This is a genomic window from Aquimarina muelleri DSM 19832, assembly GCF_000430665.1.
Classification (GTDB): domain Bacteria; phylum Bacteroidota; class Bacteroidia; order Flavobacteriales; family Flavobacteriaceae; genus Aquimarina; species Aquimarina muelleri.
The window spans coordinates 117,685-137,966 of the sequence record NZ_AUML01000003.1; the positions used below are offsets into that span (position 1 = coordinate 117,685).

Sequence of the window (20,282 nt, forward strand, 5' to 3'; positions counted from 1 at the left end):
CTGAAGCCATAGCTTCAGGCTTTATGCTTTTCAATAAAATCAATAACCTCGGAGCAAGCTCACGAGGTATGTATGACATTATATACAACTTATAAAAAATCAAACATTAACTTTTTCATATAGTAATGTTATTTCGTTAAATACTTTAGTCAATTCATTACTTATTCTATAAACTTCGTCTTCTTCAAGTTTTTGACTCATTAATATAGATTTATTTTTTTTAATTGCATTCCATTTAGAAAATGCAACCCCAATTTTTTCATCAATCTTTGGGGTATTAAATTTAGATATCAGAAGTTTATTAAGTGCTCCATCTAATTCATGAAAAACATTATTAAGCATTTGAGTAGAGTTTTTATTTTTAAGCTCAACTCTATTTGCAAAATAATAAAAAGCTAATCTTTGTGATAACATCCGTTGTCTTCCTGAAATATTGATTAAACTCTCTAATTCTAATTGATCTTCTCCTGCTCCCGATTCATCTAGACTATTTTGAATATCTTGAACAGATTTTTTAGATTCAGAAATAATAGATTCTACTACTGCATTTGTTGCTTTTAGAAAATCTGTATTTATATCTATAAGTTTTTTAGCATTATCATAGTTTGGCTGGGTTTCGACTATCTCTTTAAAATTTTTCCATAGCTCATTAACCGCTTTCAGCCTATTATTAATCTCTATAGATTTACTGTTCTGAATAAGAATTCTATTTTGCTCTTCAAAAATAATTTGACTGGATGCTAAATCTTTTTTAGCCTGTATATCATTAGTATTATTTAGTAGATACAAATATGCTTTAGATATTTTTTGAGTAAACATACGTTGCTTACCAGATACATTTATTGCACTTTTAAATGATAATGACCCATATTTTCCGCTTTGTTGTGCGTAAATATTATTAAAGATAGGATAAACTAATCCGATCATAAAAATCATTAACATTTTTTTATTCATATACATTTTGCTTTTCATTTATATAGGTTTTAAGGTTTTACAGTAGATCTTTGGTTATAAGAACTGCATCAACAGTCATTGCTGCTATATATTACTGTTAATTGAAGTACAAAAGTATTCTAGACTACACTTAATAAATATGATTTTTATCAGTTTATAAGTTCCCTTAAAAAGTATACCTAAATAGTTCTTCTTTATTCATAAGGATTACTCTTATCTTATAGTTTAAAAATCTATTATAGGTCTTTTTTAAATATATTGAAATGTTACACGATTCAGGATGGTCTAGTTCGAAGAAAAAACAACATCAATCTACAACAATAAAAGACCACATTTATCAAACTATATGTTGACTCCATTAAAAATGCATCAACAACAAAAAATCAAAAGAAAAACGTATCAATAAAAAAAGCTGAAGAATGATATCATTCTTCAGCTTTAAATAATTAATTTTAATCCCTATTAATCTGTATCGATTATTTAGGGCTAGACAACTATTTTTTCTACATATCCACTACAAGTTCTTTCTTATTCAAAAACTTCTCTACTATAACAGATTCTCCTTTATTATTTTCTAAGACATAAACACCTGTAGGTAATTGACTAAGATCTATGTAGTTTGTGGTTTTTGACAAAACGTGTACTGTGTTTTTTACTTCAAATAATTTTATCTTATCTCCTACTTCGAAATCAACTACTGTCACGATATCGCCTTCTCTTATGATTTCTAATAAATTTGTTTCTTCATTTTCGTAATACTGAATATATTCTTGTTCTACAGTAGTTTCTGAAGACATATATAACCTTTTACTATCCTCTTCTACAACAAAATCTTGTTCTTCATTATCTACGATTCCTCCTTCTATAATAACCTCGCCTTCTAATCTTTGTATCACTATAGACTCTCCAATACTATTTTCAAGTAAATATGCTCCCATTGGTAACTGACTTAAATCTATTTGTCCGCGAGTCTTAGATAAAACATGATCTCCACTTTCTACTTCAAATAATTTCAGCTTATCCCCTTCTTGAAAATCTATAACTACTACTATCAGTCCTTCTTTTTCTACTTGTAAGGATTGTCCCAAGCCATTTGCATAACTATTTAAGAATAAAAATAAACTAAAAAAATATGCTATTGATCTCATCATTTGTATACTTTACAATTAAAGCTTTATCACTTTATTACGGTTTTCCCATACAATAGTATTACTTAATTATAGTTAAACAAATTAAAAACCAGACTTTTAGACTAAATGATTATGATTTTCGACAAATAACACAAAAACTGTTAAAAAACAACTTATAAAACCATAATTAATTGATTTTAAGCTATCTAAAAACAAGAGCTTGTTAAAAAATCAGATAAAATGCTTTTTTTAGCAGGCAAAAAGAACTTACCTGTAATATTCTTACGTTTTTACCTTTCTGCAATGTTAAGGGAATTAAAAAATTATGTTACTAAAAAAGCCCTATTGATTTGACCAATAGAGCTCTCCTATAATTAACACTACATTACTACGAAAAAACTTATTTATTATTTAATACTACCTCACTATATTTAGCATTTATAGTAATCATTTTATCTGTACTTCGGCTATTTTGAAATCCATTAACAAGGACATTACCAAAATTTTTCCTAGTGCTTATTTCCATTGTTTTAGGTAAAGCAATTATACTTTGCGCTCCATTATAAGATAAATTAAAAGCTATTTTGGGTAAATTAAGTTTAAAATCACTATTCTGTACTACTAAATCCAAAGTAGAAAAAGACTCTCCTAAGTTAGCGATAGTAATTACACCAAAGCTTGCTGAAATAGCTCCTTTTTTATCAAGTTGTTGAATAAATATATTACTAGAATCTGCGTTCACAGTAAGGCTTTTTGCTTTTTGTATCCTACAATTCTTAACATAATTTATAACTAATCTACCATTATTCCATTGACGAACAAATACTGGAGAATAAGAAGCTTTTATAAAAGTTTGATCTCCATCTATAACATTAGCAGAAAGCTTAGTATGAGATAATGACGCCTTAACATTATTAGACTTTTCGGCCAATTGTACATCTCCATGTCTAATATTAAGTCTTAATTTAGCTTTTACTGGTATATGTATTTTAATGGTTTTTGCACTAGTGGAATTATTATTTACTCTACTAGAGCTATAACGATATACCGTAACATTTGTTAAACCACTTTGTTGACTTTGTATATCTTTTATTAATTGTGATGCCCAAGCATCCATCTGTTTTCCGTATTGCTCTCCCCATGTTTCTAAACGAATATCCTTTTTTCCTTCTGGGATTTTTATACCTTTATTTTCAAATTCCTTAGCCCATTTCTGCTTTTTTTCTCCTATATCTTCTTTAAACTTTTCACGTATCTGGCTTTCCCATTGTTTTATATATTTTTCATTTTTTTCTTTAAATGGGGAGTTATCATAATTAACATTAGCTTTGCTTTCAGAAAGAGCATTTGGCATAGGGTTTTTAGCTATATTTTCCATAAGAGGACCTAACATATTTGTTATAGCAGGGCCTAACATCTTTAATTCTTGTAGGTTTCTATCTGTATTAATATTGGATGAACTAATATCTGTACTCCATAAATTACCTGCAACAGAATTAATAGTTACCTCTTTATTATCTCCAACTACATTTACTTGCCAGCTATCTAACACCCGTTTATTGTTTTCGTCAGAAAGATCTCCTTCCAGATAAGCGTCTACAGATACTGTGTTTTTGTTCCAAGTTTCAAAAACAATATTAGTATGACTTGTATTAAGATTTATAGTAACATCATTATTTACAACAAGTTTTTTGTTTAACTTACTTTGTTTTTCCTGCGCAAACACTCCTGTACAACACAGTACACTAAGCGTAAAAATATTAAGCTTGTACTTCATTATAATTTTCGTTTTCTATTTGCTCTAATTCTTTCAGTTTATCTTTTAATCTATTTAGAAGAGATAATCTTATTGTTAAATTTTCCATCATAGCCTCTACACTTTGTACATTTGGACCTACCTCTATTAACTCTTTATTAAGTCGTTGATATTCCTTGTCTAAATTATCTAATCTATCTCTAAAACTATCAACTAACTCCCTGTTACTGTCATCAATTGTAATCTTTGATAATTGAAACTTTATACTTGTAAGTATACTATTCTCCACTTTTTCATATTCTGGAGATATTTCAGCCAAAGGAGAAGACTGTTTAGATAAAATAACTGATGAATTTTTTACTGTTTCACTATCTACAATCTGAGTACCCTTAGAAGTACTAGTATTTAGTTGATTATACGTAAGTAAAGAAACAGAAAGAATAACAACAATACTAGCCGCAATATTAAGCCAATGGTATTTTAAACTTCGTGTCTTTTGGGGCAGTTCTTTTTCTAATCGAGATATGAACCGTTGTTGATGACCTTCTTTTATTTTTTCAGAAGGAATCTGCTTATCCTGTTTTAGTAACTCTCTAATATCCTGTGCCATCATTCAAATATTTTAATTGTTCCTGTAGCTGTTTTTTTCCTCTATGTACTAATGTTCTTGAAGAAACTGGAGTAATATTCAATATTTCACTAATCTCTTTATGATCATATCCCTCTATTAAAAATAACATAACTGCATATCTATATTTTTCTGGTAGTTTTTCGATTTCTTTTTTAACTTCATCTACCGTAACAGAATCCGAAACCGACCAATCTTCTTGTTCATCTACAGTTGCCATAACCTGCTCATTAATGGCTACCATATTCATTTTCTTAGCCTTAAGCATATCAATACTTTTATTAATTACTATTCGCTTAAGCCAAGCTCCAAAAGTTACATCTCCTGTAAATTGGTGAAGTTTTGCAAATGCTTTAATAAAAGACTCTTGCATAGCTTCCTCTGCCTCAAACGGATCTTTAAGAAAACGTAATGCAACATAATACATACCATCACAGTATTTATTATAGAGTTTCATTTGCGCTCTACGATCGTTAACTCTACATTGCTCTATTAGCTCGCTTTGTAACAAACTTTTTTAACTTTTGGTTAGTGATATTGTTTAAAAACTTTTTAAATCGTGTACATCTATATAGACGTACATATATATTACTTGTTGCAAAATTATATACAAAAAGTATGATCAAAAAAAATAAAATACTATTTATCAATCTGTTAAACCCATAAAACCTTAATATTCTTTTCTGTATATAGTTTTTTTTTATTTTATAGAAATCAAATTATAAACTTAATTTGTAAAAAGAATTATCTTTAAGAATAAAAAATATCATGCCTAAGTTTTTAAAACAAATAATACTTATTTTATTAGGATTAGTAACAATTGGAGTTTTGGGAATGTTTTTTATGAAACAAAATACTAAAAAACATAGCCCTGAAGAAACAATAACTCATACTATTAAAGACGCCTCTTTTAGTATATTTTATAATAGACCGTATAAAAAAAATAGAAAAATTTTTGGTTCTCTAGTTCCTTATAATGAAGTATGGAGAACTGGAGCTAATGAAGCCACTACTTTTACTACTACAAAAAACATTATGGTAGATGGAACTACTCTTAAAGCAGGAACTTACACTTTATGGACCATTCCAAACCCCAAATCTTGGAAAGTAATTTTTAATAGCAAAAAATATGATTGGGGGGTACATATGAATGGTAATCCAAAACGAGATCCTTTATTTGATAATCTTATTGTAGAAGTTCCTACTCAACCACTATTAAATATAGTAGAACAATTTTCTATATACTTTGAAGATGCAAATGATTTTACCATACTATATATGGCATGGGACAGAACAGCTATTGCTGTTCCGATCAAAATATAGAAACCTATATTAATGATAAGTTTTACAAAAGGAATTTATAACTTTGCTATAAAGCCTATTCTGTGTCAAAAGATTCTTCTCCATATAATAACCCATCTTCTAAAGCTCCTTTAAATACGAGTTTTTCGTCTATTAATCGTTTTAAAAAATTACAAAAAAAAGAAATTTCAATTGCCCATATTTTTAATTCGATTATTACTAAAGATACGTCTGCATTAAGCAGAGGTATTACCTTAATTGAAAGCACCCAAGAAAGCCATTTAGAAAAAGCACAACAACTTGTTGAAAAATGCTTGCCTTATGCCAATAATTCGATTAGAATAGGAATAACAGGAGTTCCTGGTGTAGGGAAAAGCACTTTTATTGAATCATTAGGTAATCTATTAATTCGAAAAGGAAAAAAAGTAGCTGTTTTAGCTGTAGATCCTAGTAGCACTATATCACATGGCAGTATTCTTGGAGACAAAACAAGAATGGAATCTCTGGTTAGGTCTACCAATGCTTTTATACGACCTTCTCCTTCAGGAAAATCTTTGGGAGGAGTAGCGCAAAAAACCCGAGAGTCGATTATACTTTGTGAAGCAGCAGGGTATGATGTTATTATAATAGAAACAGTAGGCGTAGGACAAAGCGAGACAGCCGTACACAGCATGGTAGATTTCTTTTTATTACTAAAACTTGCAGGTGCTGGGGATGAGTTACAAGGAATCAAACGAGGTATTATAGAAATGGCAGATGCCCTAGTTATCAATAAAGCAGATGGAGACAACACTTTACGTGCACAAAAAGCAAAAAATCAATTTAGCAAAGCATTACACTTATACCCTCTTGCACAAAACAGTTGGTCTCCAGAAGTTTTAACCTGTAGCGCAATAGAAGGCTCTGGAATAGAAGAAATATGGCAACTAATACTTAAATATATAAAAATTACTTCTGAAAATGGTTTTTTTGAAAAAAACAGAATTCAACAAAATAAATTTTGGTTATTACAAACAATAGAGGAACAATTAAAAAGCTCTTTTTACAATCATTCAAAAGTCAAAGCTGAATTAACTACACAAATCAAAGCTGTACAACAGCATAAAATAACCCCTTTTGCTGCTGCTCGATATTTATTAAAATTAAGTTCTTCTACATAATAGCTTAAAAAAAAAGTACTTTATCATACTTTTATAATAAAAAAGCAGGAGTTTACAATTCCTGCTTTTTTATTATAAAGTATCGTTTATTTCAACACTGAGTATAAACTATTTAATGATATTACACTATTTGACTTTAATCCATATCATCTTCATCGCTATTTACTTCCTCAGGAATATCAGCATCTGACCCTGTATTGTCATCATCATCGTCATCATCAAAACTTTGCATAGTATCTGCCAAACGCTTACTAATCTTAACCAGATAAATAGTCTCTTCAGTTCTTACCTCAACAGCTTCAATGGTTTCATTATGTTGATTCTTAAACGCTATAATATCACGGTCTTCATACCCATCTGGAAATTTCTCTACCAGAAGATTTAAAATATCTTTATTTAACTTTTTATAGTCAACAATTACTCTTTTCATGGATTAGTAGGTTTTATGAGTTTAAATTTACATATCTAACAAATAGGCAAATAATAAAGGGGCTACTATAGTTGCATCACTCTCTATTATAAACTTTGGAGTATCTATATCTAACTTACCCCAAGTAATTTTTTCATTAGGCACGGCTCCAGAATAAGATCCATAACTGGTTGTCGAATCTGAAATTTGACAAAAATAACTCCAAAACGGAGTATCTGTTCTCTCCATATCCTGATATAACATTGGTACTACACATATAGGAAAATCCCCTGCTATTCCTCCTCCTATTTGAAAAAAACCTATTCCCTGTTTTGAGTTATCAGTATACCAATCTGCAAGAAAAGTCATATATTCTATTCCTGATTTCATAGTACTGGCTTGAAGTTCTCCTTTTAAGACATACGAAGCGAATATATTTCCCATAGTACTATCTTCCCAACCAGGAACTACTATTGGCAAATTTTTCTCTGCAGCAGCATACATCCAAGAATCTTTGATATCTATTTCATAATACTCTTCTAAAACTCCTGAAAGCAAAAGCTTATACATAAACTCATGAGGAAAATATCGCTCTCCTTTTGCTTCGGCGTCTTTCCATATCTTAAAAATATGCTTCTGTAATCTCCTAAAAGCTTCTTCTTCTGGGATACAAGTATCTGTTACCCTGTTTAATCCTTTTTCTAACAAATCCCACTCTTCTTTTGGAGTAAGGTCTCTATAATTAGGCACACGTTTATAGTGTGAGTGAGCAACAAGATTCATTATATCCTCTTCAAGATTGGCTCCTGTACAAGATATAATATCTACCTTATCCTGACGGATAACTTCTGCAAATATCTTCCCTAATTCGGCTGTACTCATTGCTCCCGCAAGAGAAACTAGCATTTTAGCACCATTATCAAGTTGATCCTCATATCCTTTTGCTGCATCGACTAACGCCGCCGCATTAAAATGCAAATAGTATTTTTGGATAAAATCTGATATAGGTCCTTTAGTTTTCGTCATCGTATAAATTTAATTTCTTAGTTTTCGAAGAGTCTTTTTCTGTTTGAGCACCTTCATATTGTTGATCTGCTTTCTGCCCCATGAATTTATAACTCAACATCTTATAATATAATTTTGCAGCTAAGAAATCAGAAGATTTATCAACTTCATTAGGACAAAGCTCTACGATATCAAAACCTACTACATTTTTTTCTTTAAAAACTTCTTTTAAAAATTCTAAAGTTTCGTACCAAAATAAACCTCCTGGTTCTGGCGTTCCTGTAGAAGGTAATATAGAAGGATCAAATGCATCTAAATCAAATGTTATAAACACATTATCTGTCATTTGTTCAATAGCATTATCCATCCAATATTCATCTGTTACCATATCGTGCGCAAAATAGGTTTTATCCTCATTCATTACACTTCGCTCCAAAACATCCATACTACGAATCCCTACTTGGATCAGATTAGTCTTTTGGCTTGCTTCATACACAGCACAGGCATGATTACATTTTGTACCTTCATATTCTGATCTTAAATCTGCATGTGCATCGATATGCAAAACAGTAAGATTATCAAAACATTCATCAAAAGCACGAATAGTTCCTATTGAAACGGAGTGTTCTCCTCCAAAAACAGTTACAAACTTGTTTCTTTTAATATACTTTTTTGTCATTTCATGAACAGCATCCACCATAGCTTCGGGAGAACCATTTTCTTTAATTGGATCTACAAGAAACACCCCTTGTTTGTATACCTCGGTATCTGTTTCTATATCATATAGCTCCATGTTTTTTGAAGCTTCCAAAAACGCTTCTGGACCTTTGTCAGATCCTTTTTGCCAGGTACTTGTTCCATCATAAGGAACAGGGATCAATACCACTTTGGCGTTATCTAATTTAGCATGTTTGTCGGGAATACCCGCATAATTATTAGTTTCCATTATAACCTAATATTTGTAATAAATCTTCGCTTTTTTGTTGTTCGCTGAACAATTGTGTTGTTAAATTACCACTTTTATCTCTATCTATCAAAATATGTTTTGGTTGAGGGATCAAACAATGTTGTAATCCTCCAAATCCACCTATCGTTTCCTGATATGCTCCTGTATTAAAAAAACCAATATATAAAGGTTTATCCTTTCTATATTTAGGTAAATATATAGCATTCATGTTTTGTTCACTATTATAATAATCATCACTATCACAGGTCAAACCTCCCAACAAAACCCGTTCATACTCATCATTCCATCTATTAATTGCTAACATCACAAAACGTCTGTTTATTGCCCAAGTATCTGGCAAAGTTGTAATAAAAGAAGAATCAATCATATTCCACTTTTCTCTATCATTTTGTTGTTTCTGATACAAAATTTCATAAATAGCCCCTCCGCTTTCTCCCACTGTAAAACTTCCAAATTCTGTAAAGATATCTGGTACAGGGACATTTGCTTCTTGACACGCAAGATTAATCTGGTTTATGATTTCATCAATCATATATTGGTAATCATAATTAAATGCAAGAGAGTTTTTAATAGGAAAACCTCCCCCTATGTTTAAGCTATCTAAAGTTGGACATACTTTTTTAAGTTGTACATATACTTTTAAGCACTTAAGTAATTCGTTCCAATAATATGCAGTATCACGAATTCCTGTATTAATAAAAAAGTGAAGCATTTTTAGCTCTACTTTATCATTCCCTTTAATTTGTTTATTAAAAAAAGGAACTATATTCTTATATCCTATACCTAATCGAGAAGTATAAAATTCGAACTTAGGCTCTTCTTCTGATGCTATCCTTACTCCAATCTGAAATTTGCCATCTATCTCTTCTGCAAGTAGATCGATCTCTTCATAATTATCTATTATAGGAATACAATTACGATGTCCATTATTAATCAATCTTCCTATATTGGTTATATATTGATCTCTTTTAAAACCATTACAAAGTATAAAAGTATCATTAGATATTTTACCTTTTTTCTTTAGTTTTTCTACAATATCTATATCAAAAGCAGATGAGGTTTCAATATGGACATCGTTATTAAGAACTTCATTTAGTACATGCTCAAAATGTGAGCTTTTAGTACAATAACAGTAATGATAAGATCCTTGATAATTGTTTTTATCAATAGATGTACTAAACCATTTTTTTGCTCTATTGATATTTTCAGATATCCTAGGTAAGTAGGTAAATTTTAAAGGTGCCCCGTATTTTTCTACAAGTCCCATTAAATCTATTCCATGAAAAGATAATTTATTGTTATTTAAGTCAAATTCTTCTTGCGGGAAATAGTATGTTTGATCAATTAGATCTATATATTTTATATTCATTATTATTATTAAACATGCTTAAAAAAAGCGTTAAAAAAAACAGATATCCAAACTAAAGAATAACAAATATCAAACTCTTATCAACTTACATGTAGTTGGTAAAAAAAAATAGTCATGCTGACTTGAAATAATAGTAAAAACAGAAGTAAAATCTAAGTTTCGGGGGCTTATCCAATAAGCCATACTTGAAAGTAACTTCCTGCCATTCAAGACTCCGAATCTAAAAACACTTGTCATAATGTCTAGCTATATGCTATTGCAATTCTAAACAAAAAAAATGAGACTTTGAGATATTGACAAAAAAAAGTGTACTATTTTTTTATTTTTATTACTTCTGAAAAAAAAAGAAGTTTTTTACTATGTACAAGACCTTTCTCAAAACTTTTTAAGACATTTATAATCTTATATCGCATTTTTTTATCTAAAGCTATGTTGCAAAACAAAAACAAATTCTATGAAATTTGATATTAAAAAAAATAGTTTACTATTCATTTCTATAGCAATACTACTATTTTTTTCTTTTTTCTTATACTTTTTTACTCTTGAGTCCTATGACTATATCGAATCTTTTTCAATACATATAAGACAACTATTTGGTAGATTTTACCTATGGCTAGGTCTTTCATGTGTTTTATTATTAATTTTATTAGCTTTTTCTTCATGGGGCAAACATCGATTAGGTAAAGCTTCAGACAAACCTCAATTTTCCAGATTGGCATGGATATCTATGCTATATAGTGCTGGAATGGGAGCTGGAATATTGTTGCGAGCGATACAAGAACCTGTATTTATGATGCACAACCCTCCAATTAAAAATAATATCAGTACAAAAACCATCGCATTAGAATATACATTTTATCAATGGGGATTTACGGCTTGGGCATTTTATGCCGTTTTTGCTATTGCAATGGGTTATTATTTGTTTGTAAAATCTAAGAAGGTATTATCTAGTAGCGCTTTCTCCTCTATAGAGGATTTGATTAACTCTAAAAGATCTAAAAACATTATCTTTGGAAGTATCGATATTCTAGCTATCTTAACTACTGTTTTTGGATTAGTTGCTGCCATTGGTTTAGGAACCACACAAATTGAAGGTGGATTAAATCATCTTTTTAATGAAAATTTTGGACTTAAAGGAACCATTTTAATTTTATTAATTATTTCTCTTCTAGCTTTTACATCTGTTTTTAGGGGCGTTAATAAAGGTATCAAAATAATATCCACCTGGAATATTTATATTACCATAGGTCTTTTGATTTTTGTGTTTTTACAAAATGATGTTTTATCTATTATAACTCAATTTTGCACTTCGCTGTATCATTATATTATTGATTTTATACCTTTAAGTTTAGCATATGGAGAATATAATCCCGGAGAAGCTTTTTTAACAGATTGGACCTATTATTATTGGGCATTCTGGTTAGCTTGGGCTCCTTTTACAGGTATTTTTATTGCTCGTATTTCTAAAGGTCGTACAATACGCGAGGTTATTATAGGTGTATTATTAGTACCCTCTATGGGAACATTTTTTTGGTTTACCACTTTTGGTCAATCTGCTTTTGAGATTATTGAAAGTTTTGAAGTGTACCAAGGGCAATTCGATAATGTGTTTAGTTCTATTTTTGTTTTCTTTGAAAATTATCCATTTCAAGGGTTTATAAATACACTTATCATATTACTTTTAATAAGCTTTTTAGTTACTTCGCTAGATTCTGCTATTTTTGTATTAAGTATGTTTACAGATAACGGAAAACAAGAACCATCAAAAAAACATCGAATTTTATGGAGTATAATCCTTACTGTTTTTTCTATAGCAATTATCTTATTAGGAAATGCCAAAGCAGATATTAATGTATTAATAGCAATGCAAAAGCTCCTTATTATAACATCTCTACCTTTTTCGTTACTCATGGTTTTAATGATTATATTATTTTTTAGAGATTACAAAAAAAACCTACATACTAGCTATTCCAAATAATCTTTTATTTTAGGCGTTATCTATTTCGTTATTACAATTATGATAAAAAAAATATTACAAAAAAAATGGGTCAAATGGTTTTTCTTTTTACTAGTTGGATTCGTTTTCTTAGGCTCCTGTTTTTATGCAAGTATTTATTTTGGTTTTTGGGGAAAACTACCCAATAAAGAACAATTAAGTTCTTTAAAACAATCTGAAGCTACACAGGTACTAGATAAAAACGGTCGTATGATTGGTAAATATTATATTTACGACAGACAACCCATAACTTATGAGGATCTACCTAAACATCTAATCGATGCCCTTATCGCTACAGAAGATATCCGTTTTTACGATCATGATGGAGTAGACAACACTAGTCTCTTACGGGTATTTTTTAAAACGATTCTTTTACGCGACAAGTCTTCTGGAGGAGGTAGTACTATTACATTACAACTAGCTAAAAATCTTTTTGGAAGAAAGAAATACCCCGTTTTTAGTACTGTTATAAATAAACTAAAAGAATCTTTTATCGCTAAAAGAATAGAAGATATTTACTCTAAAAAAGAGATTCTTACTTTGTATTTTAATACGGTTCCGTTTTCTGACAATACATACGGTATTGAGAGCGCCGCACAAAAATTCTTTAATAAAACCACACAACAGTTAACCTTATCCCAAGCCGCTACTCTTATCGGAACATTAAAGGCTAATCATAGTTTCAATCCAAGACTTTTTCCTGAAAGAAGTCAATTAAGAAGAGATGTAGTTTTACAACAAATGGTAAAATATAACTACATCAGTACAAGTCGTTCTAATCAAACAATGAGCCAGCCTATCCGCCTCGATTATCAGCATTTTAATCATGATCTTGGATTAGCTCCTTATTTTAGAGAAGAGGTTAAAAAAGAACTTGTTAATATTCTAGAAAAATACAAAAAAGAAGATAGCACCACTTATGATATTTATAAAGATGGTTTAATCGTTTATACTACTATAGATCACAAAATACAATCTATGGCAGAAGAAGCTCTAAAAGAACACATGGTAGTTTTACAAAAAGAATATGAAAAATCCTTTGGCAATGATGCTCCTTGGAAAAACAACTCTGATTTGGTTAAAAATACTATAAAAAACCTTACTACTTACACCCTATACAAAGAACAAGGATTAACCGAATCTCAAATTGAAGATTCTCTTTCTATAAAAAAAGACATGGAGTTATTTGAATGGAAAGGAAATATTACTAAAAAAGCATCTTCTTTAGACAGTATACGTCATTATTTAAAATTTTTAAATGCTGGGATGATTGCTATAGAACCAACTACAGGTGCTGTACAAGCTTATCTTGGCGGAATTGATTATCGCTATTTTAAATACGATCATGTTTCGCAAAGCGAACGGCAAGTGGGCTCTACTTTTAAGCCGTTTGTTTACACTGCTGCTATAGAAAACGGTATGAAACCCTGTACTTATTTTTCTACCAAAGAAATTACTTATACCAACTTGGGTAACTGGACTCCTAAAAACTCTTCGAAAGAAGAGGATTCTCATCTTAATTTTACTTTAGAAAAAGCTTTAAGTACTTCTGTCAATACCATAGCCGTAAAAGTATTAAATGAAGTAGGCATACCTAAAGTTGTAGAACAAGTAAGAAAATTAGGAATCAAAACTAAACTATCTGAAGAACCCGCCATGGCATTGGGTACAGATGGCATTAAATTAAATGAATTAGCTGGAGCTTACGCTAGTTATGTAAATAATGGTAAAGCAGTAAAACCGTATTATATTTCTAAAATAGAAGACAAAAAAGGCAATCTAATTGCTTCTTTTGAACCACAAATAGCAGAAAAACCTGCTTATAGTGAATATACTAAGCAAGTACTTTTAGAGATGATGAAATCTACTGTAAAAAATGGTACTGCTGCTAGACTTAGAACGTCTTATAATCTACAAAATGAAATTGCAGGAAAAACAGGAACTACACAAGATAATAAAGATGGTTGGTTTGTTGGTATTACACCTAATTTGGTAACTGTTACTTGGGTAGGAAACGACAACTATAATATTGGATTTAAAACCACTACTTTAGGGCAAGGAGCAAATACGGCTTTACCTATATTTGCAAAATTATATCAAAAAATGAATCTAGATAGTACTTTTGATTCTATTACTAAAAGTAAGTTTGAAGAAACTCCTAAAAATATCCTAAATGACTTGGATTGTAAACCTGAAAAAAGAGATAATTTTTTGAAACGTATTTTTGGAAAAAAGAGAAAAAACAAAAAGTTTGGTAAAGCTACCTAATGATATACTATAGCTAATAGAAAACATTAAAATCAATACCCTCGGAGCAAGCTCACGAGGTTACTTCTGAAAATATATTTTGCGAGGCTAGCCTCGGAGAATTAAACTCCACAATGTGGATTAAACACTTGCTTCTCCGTATTTTTTTACCAATAATGTATGTAACTTAAATGCCCCTACTCCTAATAAAATACCTATAGCCATACCTGTAATAATATCTCCTGGATAATGCACTCCTATATATATCCTGCTATAACTTACAACAATAGACCAAACTACCATAAATGGAAAAATATACTTTAGATGTTTTTTTAAAGCTAATCCTGCAAAAAAAGCCAATGCCATAGAATTTGCAGCATGACCAGAAAAATACCCATGTCGTCCACATCTCTCTGCTATAAAACGTGTAAAGTCAGACACTCCATCAGCTCGACAAGGCCTAGGCCTCATAAATAAAACGTTCTTAAATAAATTGGATAACTGATCTGTAGCAGTAATCATTAATGCTACAACAATCAATGTAATAATAGTTCCTCTTACACCAAAATATTTGTAAAAAAACAGTAGCAATACTGCATACAAGGGAATTTGATAAAACTTCTCAGTCATAAATAACCAGAACCCATCCCATGCTGGAACTCCTAGATTATTAAGGTATAAAAAAAGATCTTTATCTAATTGTATAAGCTCATCCATCATTGTTATATATTAATCTTCGTAACGTTTTATCTCTCGATCATAGAAATTATTGGCTGCTTCAAAAAGATTTTCTGCTTCTTCTAAAAGTTCTTTTTCTTCACTTTTATCAAACTCCTCCAACCATTCTACTTCATCATTCTCCAAATTGATTATAAATCTAGGAAATTCTGTATGAATTACAAAAATAGCATCTGGGAAATCTGTATTATCTCCTAATAAAAATTTTGGAAAGCTCATAATAGGTGCTTAAAATTATAAAGCGTCAAAGGTACTATCTTTTTTATGTAAATCAGGAAAATTTATTGCCTTGTAGTTATTCTATCTTAATTTCTACTCTATTATTAGATTCTGGGTCCAAATTAGAGTCTTTAGTAACTATGGGCTCTGTATTACCCAAAGCGATTACCTCTATTAAAGATTCATCTATCCCTTTTTCTATAAAATATTTTTTTACATTAATGGCTCTCATAGCAGACATAATCTCATTTTCAAAATCCGAACCTGCATCGTCTGCATGACCTATAATTTTAACTTTATTTACTTTAAATATAGTTACATATTGAATATAAGAATCTAAAAGTTTTTGGATTTCTTTATACGCTTCACTTTCTCCTACTAAAAACTCTACAGGAAGAAAGTCAAGAGCCATATCACAAACCTGACTAGATACTAAGTTTTTAGGGTTCCGCATTTCCATTAGTAACACATCATCAATAAAATAGTAGGCAGTATCAAATTCTCCTCCTTTTACGGATTTGCCTTTTGGACTGTCTGAAAAATATCCTAGAGATATATACTTTTCTGTTCCTTTTGCTTTATAAACCCCACAAACTTTTTTCCAATTTTTGGTGTCACACACCATTTTTGAAGATTCAATATTTAAAGGAAATTTTGAGGTACTTGTTATTTTTGGGCTTCTTGCTGTAAAATAAGATCCTATAGATGAAGTACAGGAATTAGAAATCCCTTCAGCTAAAGAAACATACATATGATAATAATAATATTTACCTTTAGATAATGGTCTTTTTAATTTAGCAGTAACTCCTTCTTTATAAGCACCACCTGCTATATACATACCAACTTTACCTTGTCCTGTTCTTGGCTCTTGCTCTCCAAATTGTTTTAAAAAATTAGGCGATTTATGTATAAATTTAATGTCTTTTAATTTTGGATGGTAAGCATCTGGAGAATTAATAGCTGGTTTCCAATCTTTTATAATACCAAAATTTTGCATCTCCATATCTAATCTGGCTATGGCTGCATTAGTCATTTCAAAACTAGGATTAGGAACAAGGTTTTCGTTTATACTATGAACAAAGTTTTGACTTATACTACTTTGTGTTACCAGTAAGAAAAATGCAACAAGCAGTAGACAAAATTTAGAGTTTGGGACTTTCATTTTTGTATTCTGTTTTTTTGGAAAGATAGTTAATTATTAGTTAATACCAAATAAACGTAATAACTACAAAAATGGTATTTGGTATCTCTTTTTATTTAATATTTCAGTTTTTCTTAATCAAATCTTTGGTTAAATAATCAAATCTAATATAGAGCAATACTGCAGAAACAGTTAGACCTGCTAATAGACCAATCCAAATTCCAGAATTTTTGTATTCGGTATGTAATCCTAAATAATAACTAATAGGAAAACCTATTACCCAATATGCTATAAAGGTAATAAATGTTGGAATTTTAACATCTTGTAATCCTCTTAAAGCGCCCAATACTGTAACCTGTATTCCATCTGAGATTTGAAATAATGCTGCAATAATTAACAGTTCTGCTGCAATACTAATCACTTCGGTATTGTCAACCAGGTTTTCTACATCTTTTACATCTAAATATATTTTAGGCAGCATTTCGTTACATAAAATAAAAAATATAGCAAAAATGACTTCTAACAAAAAGGTAAGTAAGAATATAGAAATTGCAATTCTTCGTAAATCTCTAAAATGCTGAAGTCCTTTTTGATTACCTACTCTAACCATAGCAGCAACGCTTAACCCCATTGCAACCATAAAGGTCATCGAAGCAAGGTTTAATGCTATTTGATTTGCTGCTTGCGGGTTTTTACCTAAAATCCCTGACAACCAAATAGCTGCCGTAAAAATTGCTACTTCAAAAAACATCTGTAGTGCTGATGGAAATCCAAGCGACACTATTTTATGTATCATTTTGTTTTCTAAAACAAAAAACTTGATGTTTGATACATATTGTTTTGATTTTTCTTTATACCTAAGAAAAGCCCACATAAGTGCTACCATTGCAAATCTTGAAACTAATGTTCCTATAGCTGCACCAACTATTCCCATCTGCGGAAAACCAAATTTTCCAAAAATCAATAGATAGTTTAAAGCTATATTAACCACATTTGCCACCAGAGTAGCGTACATAGGATATTTAGTCATCGACAACCCATCTGAGAATTGTTTTAATGCCTGAAAACTCACTAATGGTATTAAAGAAAAAGCTACTAAATCTAAGTAAGGTATTGCCAATTCTACAACTTCTGGAGGCTGTTTCATTAAATACATTAATGGCTTTGCTGCCAGAATCACTAAAAACAATGCTATTCCTATTGTAGTACACAAAAATAAACCGTGCTTATATGCGGACTTACCATTTTTAAAATTATTTTCCCCATCTGCTTCTGCTACTAATGGGGTTATTGCTGTAGAAAAACCAATTCCTAAAGACATGGCTATAAACATAAAGCTATTACCTAAAGATACTGCTGCTAATTCTGCAGTACCTAATTGTCCTACCATAACATTATCTACCAGCCCTACAAAAGTATGACCAAGCATGCCCAACATCACTGGTGCTGCCAATTTTAGATTATACCGAAATTCTTTAGTGTAGTTTTGTAACATTTTACAATTTTGAAGTCGTAAAGGTATTAGAACCTTCATAAATTAAATGACTCTTATCGTATATTTAACTTTATAATATTATTATTTTTTCTAAACGAGAAATATATTAGAAAATTTGTGATAGTAATTTTGATTGTTAATATCATCTCATTACTTATCAAACAATTTATATTGACCTTTAAGTCTTAGGGTAACTATTATGTTTTTTTTAGTATCATTTCTAAAATACCAACCATGTTTCCCTTCAAAGGGAACTGTTAATGTTCCTGCCATATTGTTAGAATAGGCTAGAGTATAGCTTTCATAAAATACATTTTCTGGAGGGTTATCTTGTTTAACTTCTCCATGAAAATCAATATAAACAACTTTATCATTTGCGGTAGTCCATTCATATTTTACACTACCATACTTTAATGCTTTAAATTTGTACTCTATTCCTTTACCAGCAGGAACTTCTACTAAAATAGTATCACTTTGTTCGATATATTGTTCTACTGGTGGTGGATTGTTTGCCTCTAATGGTTTGGAAACACTTGTTGGAGAACCTAGTTTTTCTAATTTTAATTTTTTAAAACTTAATGGAACTTCTTGTAGTGCATCTTTATTAATTTTTGAATCATCTGCTATATACAGTTCATTAAATCCAAATAGTTTTCCTGTTCCTAATGGATCCATACCGTACTCTGCAGGTAAAACAGCAGTTATTAAAACAACGGCACCAATAACTAATGCTATGCATATTGATTTTACTAATTGTTTTTTACTCATCACTGGCTGATCATGTGTTGTCATACTATTCATATTAAGCAATAAAATAACCTGTTAATTGAAATCCTAGCAAAAGAAAACCTGCTGCCATAAGCAGTATATTAGTTAGGTTAGAAAACTTGATATAGCTATCATATCTTCTCCAAACATTTATAACTAAAAGAACTAACCCTAGAGCTAAAAATTGTCCTATCTCTACTCCTAAATTAAATCCTAAAAGATTTACAAAAAGTCCATCTTTATCAAATTTAAATTCTTGTAATTTGGTTGCTAATCCAAAGCCATGGAATAATCCAAAAATTAATACTGCTAATTTTGTATTAGGTTGTTTACCTAAAAACTGTTTAAATCCACCTAGATTATCAAATCCTTTATACACTATTGATAATGCTATTATGGCATCTATCAAGTATGCATTTATACTAATATCTGCCATCACCCCCAATAGCAATGTTACACTATGTCCTATCGTAAAAAAGCTTACGTATAATAGTATTTCTTTGGGTTTATATAAAAAGAAAATAACCCCTACTAAAAAAAGCAGGTGATCGTATCCTGTAATCATATGTTTTGCTCCAATGTAAAAAAACGGACCAAAAGCAATACCTTTATTTCCTAATAAAAAAGACTGTGTTTCATCATCTACACCATGTGCGTACATGACTACAGAAACAAAACATAATATGATAAATACGGGGAGTGTTACTGTTTTTTTAAACATAAACAATTTTAATTAATGTGCATGTCCATGCTCTTTTACTTGTCTAATACTATCTAGTTTTCTTTTTTCTGCTTCAGAAATTTCTGTAGTTTGTGTATCTATATCTGAGGTTACTTTTTGTTCTGTTTCATTTTTAACTACATTTTGATCTTCTTTCTTTTTATCTGTACAAGACGCTAAAACTCCTAATGCTAAAACAGCTATACTGTATATTATTTTTTTAAATATCATGATTGTGTTATTTTAAGGTAACCAGAATTTGTTAACTAGCTATTAT

General features: G+C 30.3%; 20 protein-coding genes. 4 read left to right on the forward strand and 16 right to left on the reverse strand.

The window, feature by feature from the left end:
* Positions 1 to 99: 99 nt before the first annotated feature.
* The 5 genes from H527_RS0103025 to H527_RS0103045 form a co-directional block, all read right to left on the reverse strand.
* Positions 100 to 972: a type IV pili methyl-accepting chemotaxis transducer N-terminal domain-containing protein gene (locus tag H527_RS0103025; protein ID WP_081414539.1), complete on the reverse strand. Its 873-nt coding sequence runs from the start codon at positions 970 to 972 to the stop codon at positions 100 to 102.
* A gap of 485 nt (positions 973 to 1,457) precedes the next feature.
* The gene (locus tag H527_RS0103030; RefSeq protein ID WP_155837795.1) at positions 1,458 to 2,105 is read right to left on the reverse strand and encodes a hypothetical protein; all 648 of its coding nucleotides are present in this window, start codon (positions 2,103 to 2,105) and stop codon (positions 1,458 to 1,460) included.
* A gap of 379 nt (positions 2,106 to 2,484) precedes the next feature.
* Positions 2,485 to 3,861, reverse strand: a complete 1,377-nt coding sequence (locus H527_RS0103035) for a hypothetical protein (RefSeq protein ID WP_027411335.1) — start codon at positions 3,859 to 3,861, stop codon at positions 2,485 to 2,487.
* A complete protein-coding gene (locus tag H527_RS0103040) occupies positions 3,845 to 4,450 on the reverse strand; it encodes a hypothetical protein (RefSeq protein ID WP_027411336.1) in 606 nt (201 codons plus the stop codon). Before H527_RS0103040 ends, H527_RS0103035 begins: the two co-directional genes overlap by 17 nt.
* Positions 4,434 to 4,979 carry an RNA polymerase sigma factor gene (locus tag H527_RS0103045; protein ID WP_027411337.1) on the reverse strand — a complete coding sequence of 182 codons (546 nt, stop codon included), beginning with the start codon at positions 4,977 to 4,979 and terminating at the stop codon, positions 4,434 to 4,436. The genes H527_RS0103040 and H527_RS0103045 overlap by 17 nt, the downstream gene beginning before the upstream one ends.
* Before the next feature lie 257 nt (positions 4,980 to 5,236).
* Between H527_RS0103045 and H527_RS0103050 the strand changes: the two genes are divergently transcribed.
* On the forward strand, positions 5,237 to 5,791 hold the full coding sequence (locus H527_RS0103050) for a DUF2911 domain-containing protein (RefSeq protein WP_027411338.1): 555 nt from the start codon (positions 5,237 to 5,239) through the stop codon (positions 5,789 to 5,791).
* Between the two features lie 62 nt (positions 5,792 to 5,853).
* Entirely contained in the window at positions 5,854 to 6,930 is a 1,077-nt protein-coding gene (gene meaB, locus H527_RS0103055) for a methylmalonyl Co-A mutase-associated GTPase MeaB (protein WP_027411339.1), read from the forward strand.
* Positions 6,931 to 7,066: 136 nt separating this feature from the next.
* On the opposite strand, the gene H527_RS0103060 is transcribed toward meaB, so the two are convergent.
* From H527_RS0103060 to H527_RS0103075, 4 genes are read right to left on the reverse strand one after another with little or no spacing between them, the layout of a single operon-like run.
* Positions 7,067 to 7,360: a hypothetical protein gene (locus H527_RS0103060; RefSeq protein ID WP_027411340.1), complete on the reverse strand. Its 294-nt coding sequence runs from the start codon at positions 7,358 to 7,360 to the stop codon at positions 7,067 to 7,069.
* A 27-nt stretch (positions 7,361 to 7,387) separates the two neighbouring features.
* A complete protein-coding gene (locus H527_RS0103065) occupies positions 7,388 to 8,365 on the reverse strand; it encodes a deoxyhypusine synthase family protein (protein WP_027411341.1) in 978 nt (325 codons plus the stop codon).
* The gene (gene speB, locus H527_RS0103070; protein ID WP_027411342.1) at positions 8,352 to 9,290 is read right to left on the reverse strand and encodes an agmatinase; all 939 of its coding nucleotides are present in this window, start codon (positions 9,288 to 9,290) and stop codon (positions 8,352 to 8,354) included. Before speB ends, H527_RS0103065 begins: the two co-directional genes overlap by 14 nt.
* A complete protein-coding gene (locus tag H527_RS0103075) occupies positions 9,280 to 10,680 on the reverse strand; it encodes an arginine decarboxylase (protein WP_027411343.1) in 1,401 nt (466 codons plus the stop codon). Before H527_RS0103075 ends, speB begins: the two co-directional genes overlap by 11 nt.
* Before the next feature lie 454 nt (positions 10,681 to 11,134).
* Here H527_RS0103075 and H527_RS21330 point away from each other — a divergent pair, with 454 nt between their 5' ends.
* Both H527_RS21330 and H527_RS0103090 read left to right on the forward strand, forming a co-directional pair.
* Positions 11,135 to 12,658, forward strand: a complete 1,524-nt coding sequence (locus H527_RS21330) for a BCCT family transporter (RefSeq protein ID WP_051316609.1) — start codon at positions 11,135 to 11,137, stop codon at positions 12,656 to 12,658.
* Positions 12,659 to 12,697: 39 nt separating this feature from the next.
* Positions 12,698 to 14,944 (forward strand): transglycosylase domain-containing protein, encoded by a 2,247-nt coding sequence (locus tag H527_RS0103090; RefSeq protein WP_027411344.1) that lies wholly within the window; start codon positions 12,698 to 12,700, stop codon positions 14,942 to 14,944.
* A gap of 120 nt (positions 14,945 to 15,064) precedes the next feature.
* Here the strand turns inward: H527_RS0103090 and H527_RS0103095 are convergent, their stop codons facing one another.
* The 7 genes from H527_RS0103095 to H527_RS0103125 all read right to left on the reverse strand — a co-directional run bounded on the left by H527_RS0103095 (position 15,065) and on the right by H527_RS0103125 (position 20,236).
* The gene (locus H527_RS0103095; protein WP_035087272.1) at positions 15,065 to 15,643 is read right to left on the reverse strand and encodes a phosphatase PAP2 family protein; all 579 of its coding nucleotides are present in this window, start codon (positions 15,641 to 15,643) and stop codon (positions 15,065 to 15,067) included.
* Positions 15,644 to 15,652: 9 nt separating this feature from the next.
* Positions 15,653 to 15,880: a hypothetical protein gene (locus tag H527_RS0103100; protein WP_027411346.1), complete on the reverse strand. Its 228-nt coding sequence runs from the start codon at positions 15,878 to 15,880 to the stop codon at positions 15,653 to 15,655.
* A gap of 76 nt (positions 15,881 to 15,956) precedes the next feature.
* Positions 15,957 to 17,042 (reverse strand): OmpA family protein, encoded by a 1,086-nt coding sequence (locus H527_RS23010; RefSeq protein WP_027411347.1) that lies wholly within the window; start codon positions 17,040 to 17,042, stop codon positions 15,957 to 15,959.
* Positions 17,043 to 17,145: 103 nt separating this feature from the next.
* A complete protein-coding gene (locus H527_RS0103110) occupies positions 17,146 to 18,555 on the reverse strand; it encodes an MATE family efflux transporter (RefSeq protein WP_248601255.1) in 1,410 nt (469 codons plus the stop codon).
* A 111-nt stretch (positions 18,556 to 18,666) separates the two neighbouring features.
* On the reverse strand, positions 18,667 to 19,308 hold the full coding sequence (locus tag H527_RS0103115) for a hypothetical protein (protein ID WP_027411349.1): 642 nt from the start codon (positions 19,306 to 19,308) through the stop codon (positions 18,667 to 18,669).
* Between the two features lie 10 nt (positions 19,309 to 19,318).
* A complete protein-coding gene (locus H527_RS0103120; RefSeq protein ID WP_027411350.1) occupies positions 19,319 to 20,005 on the reverse strand; it encodes a HupE/UreJ family protein in 687 nt (228 codons plus the stop codon).
* Between the two features lie 12 nt (positions 20,006 to 20,017).
* Complete coding sequence (locus H527_RS0103125) at positions 20,018 to 20,236, reverse strand: hypothetical protein (protein WP_035087274.1); 219 nt, start codon at positions 20,234 to 20,236, stop codon at positions 20,018 to 20,020.
* Positions 20,237 to 20,282 lie beyond the last annotated feature (46 nt).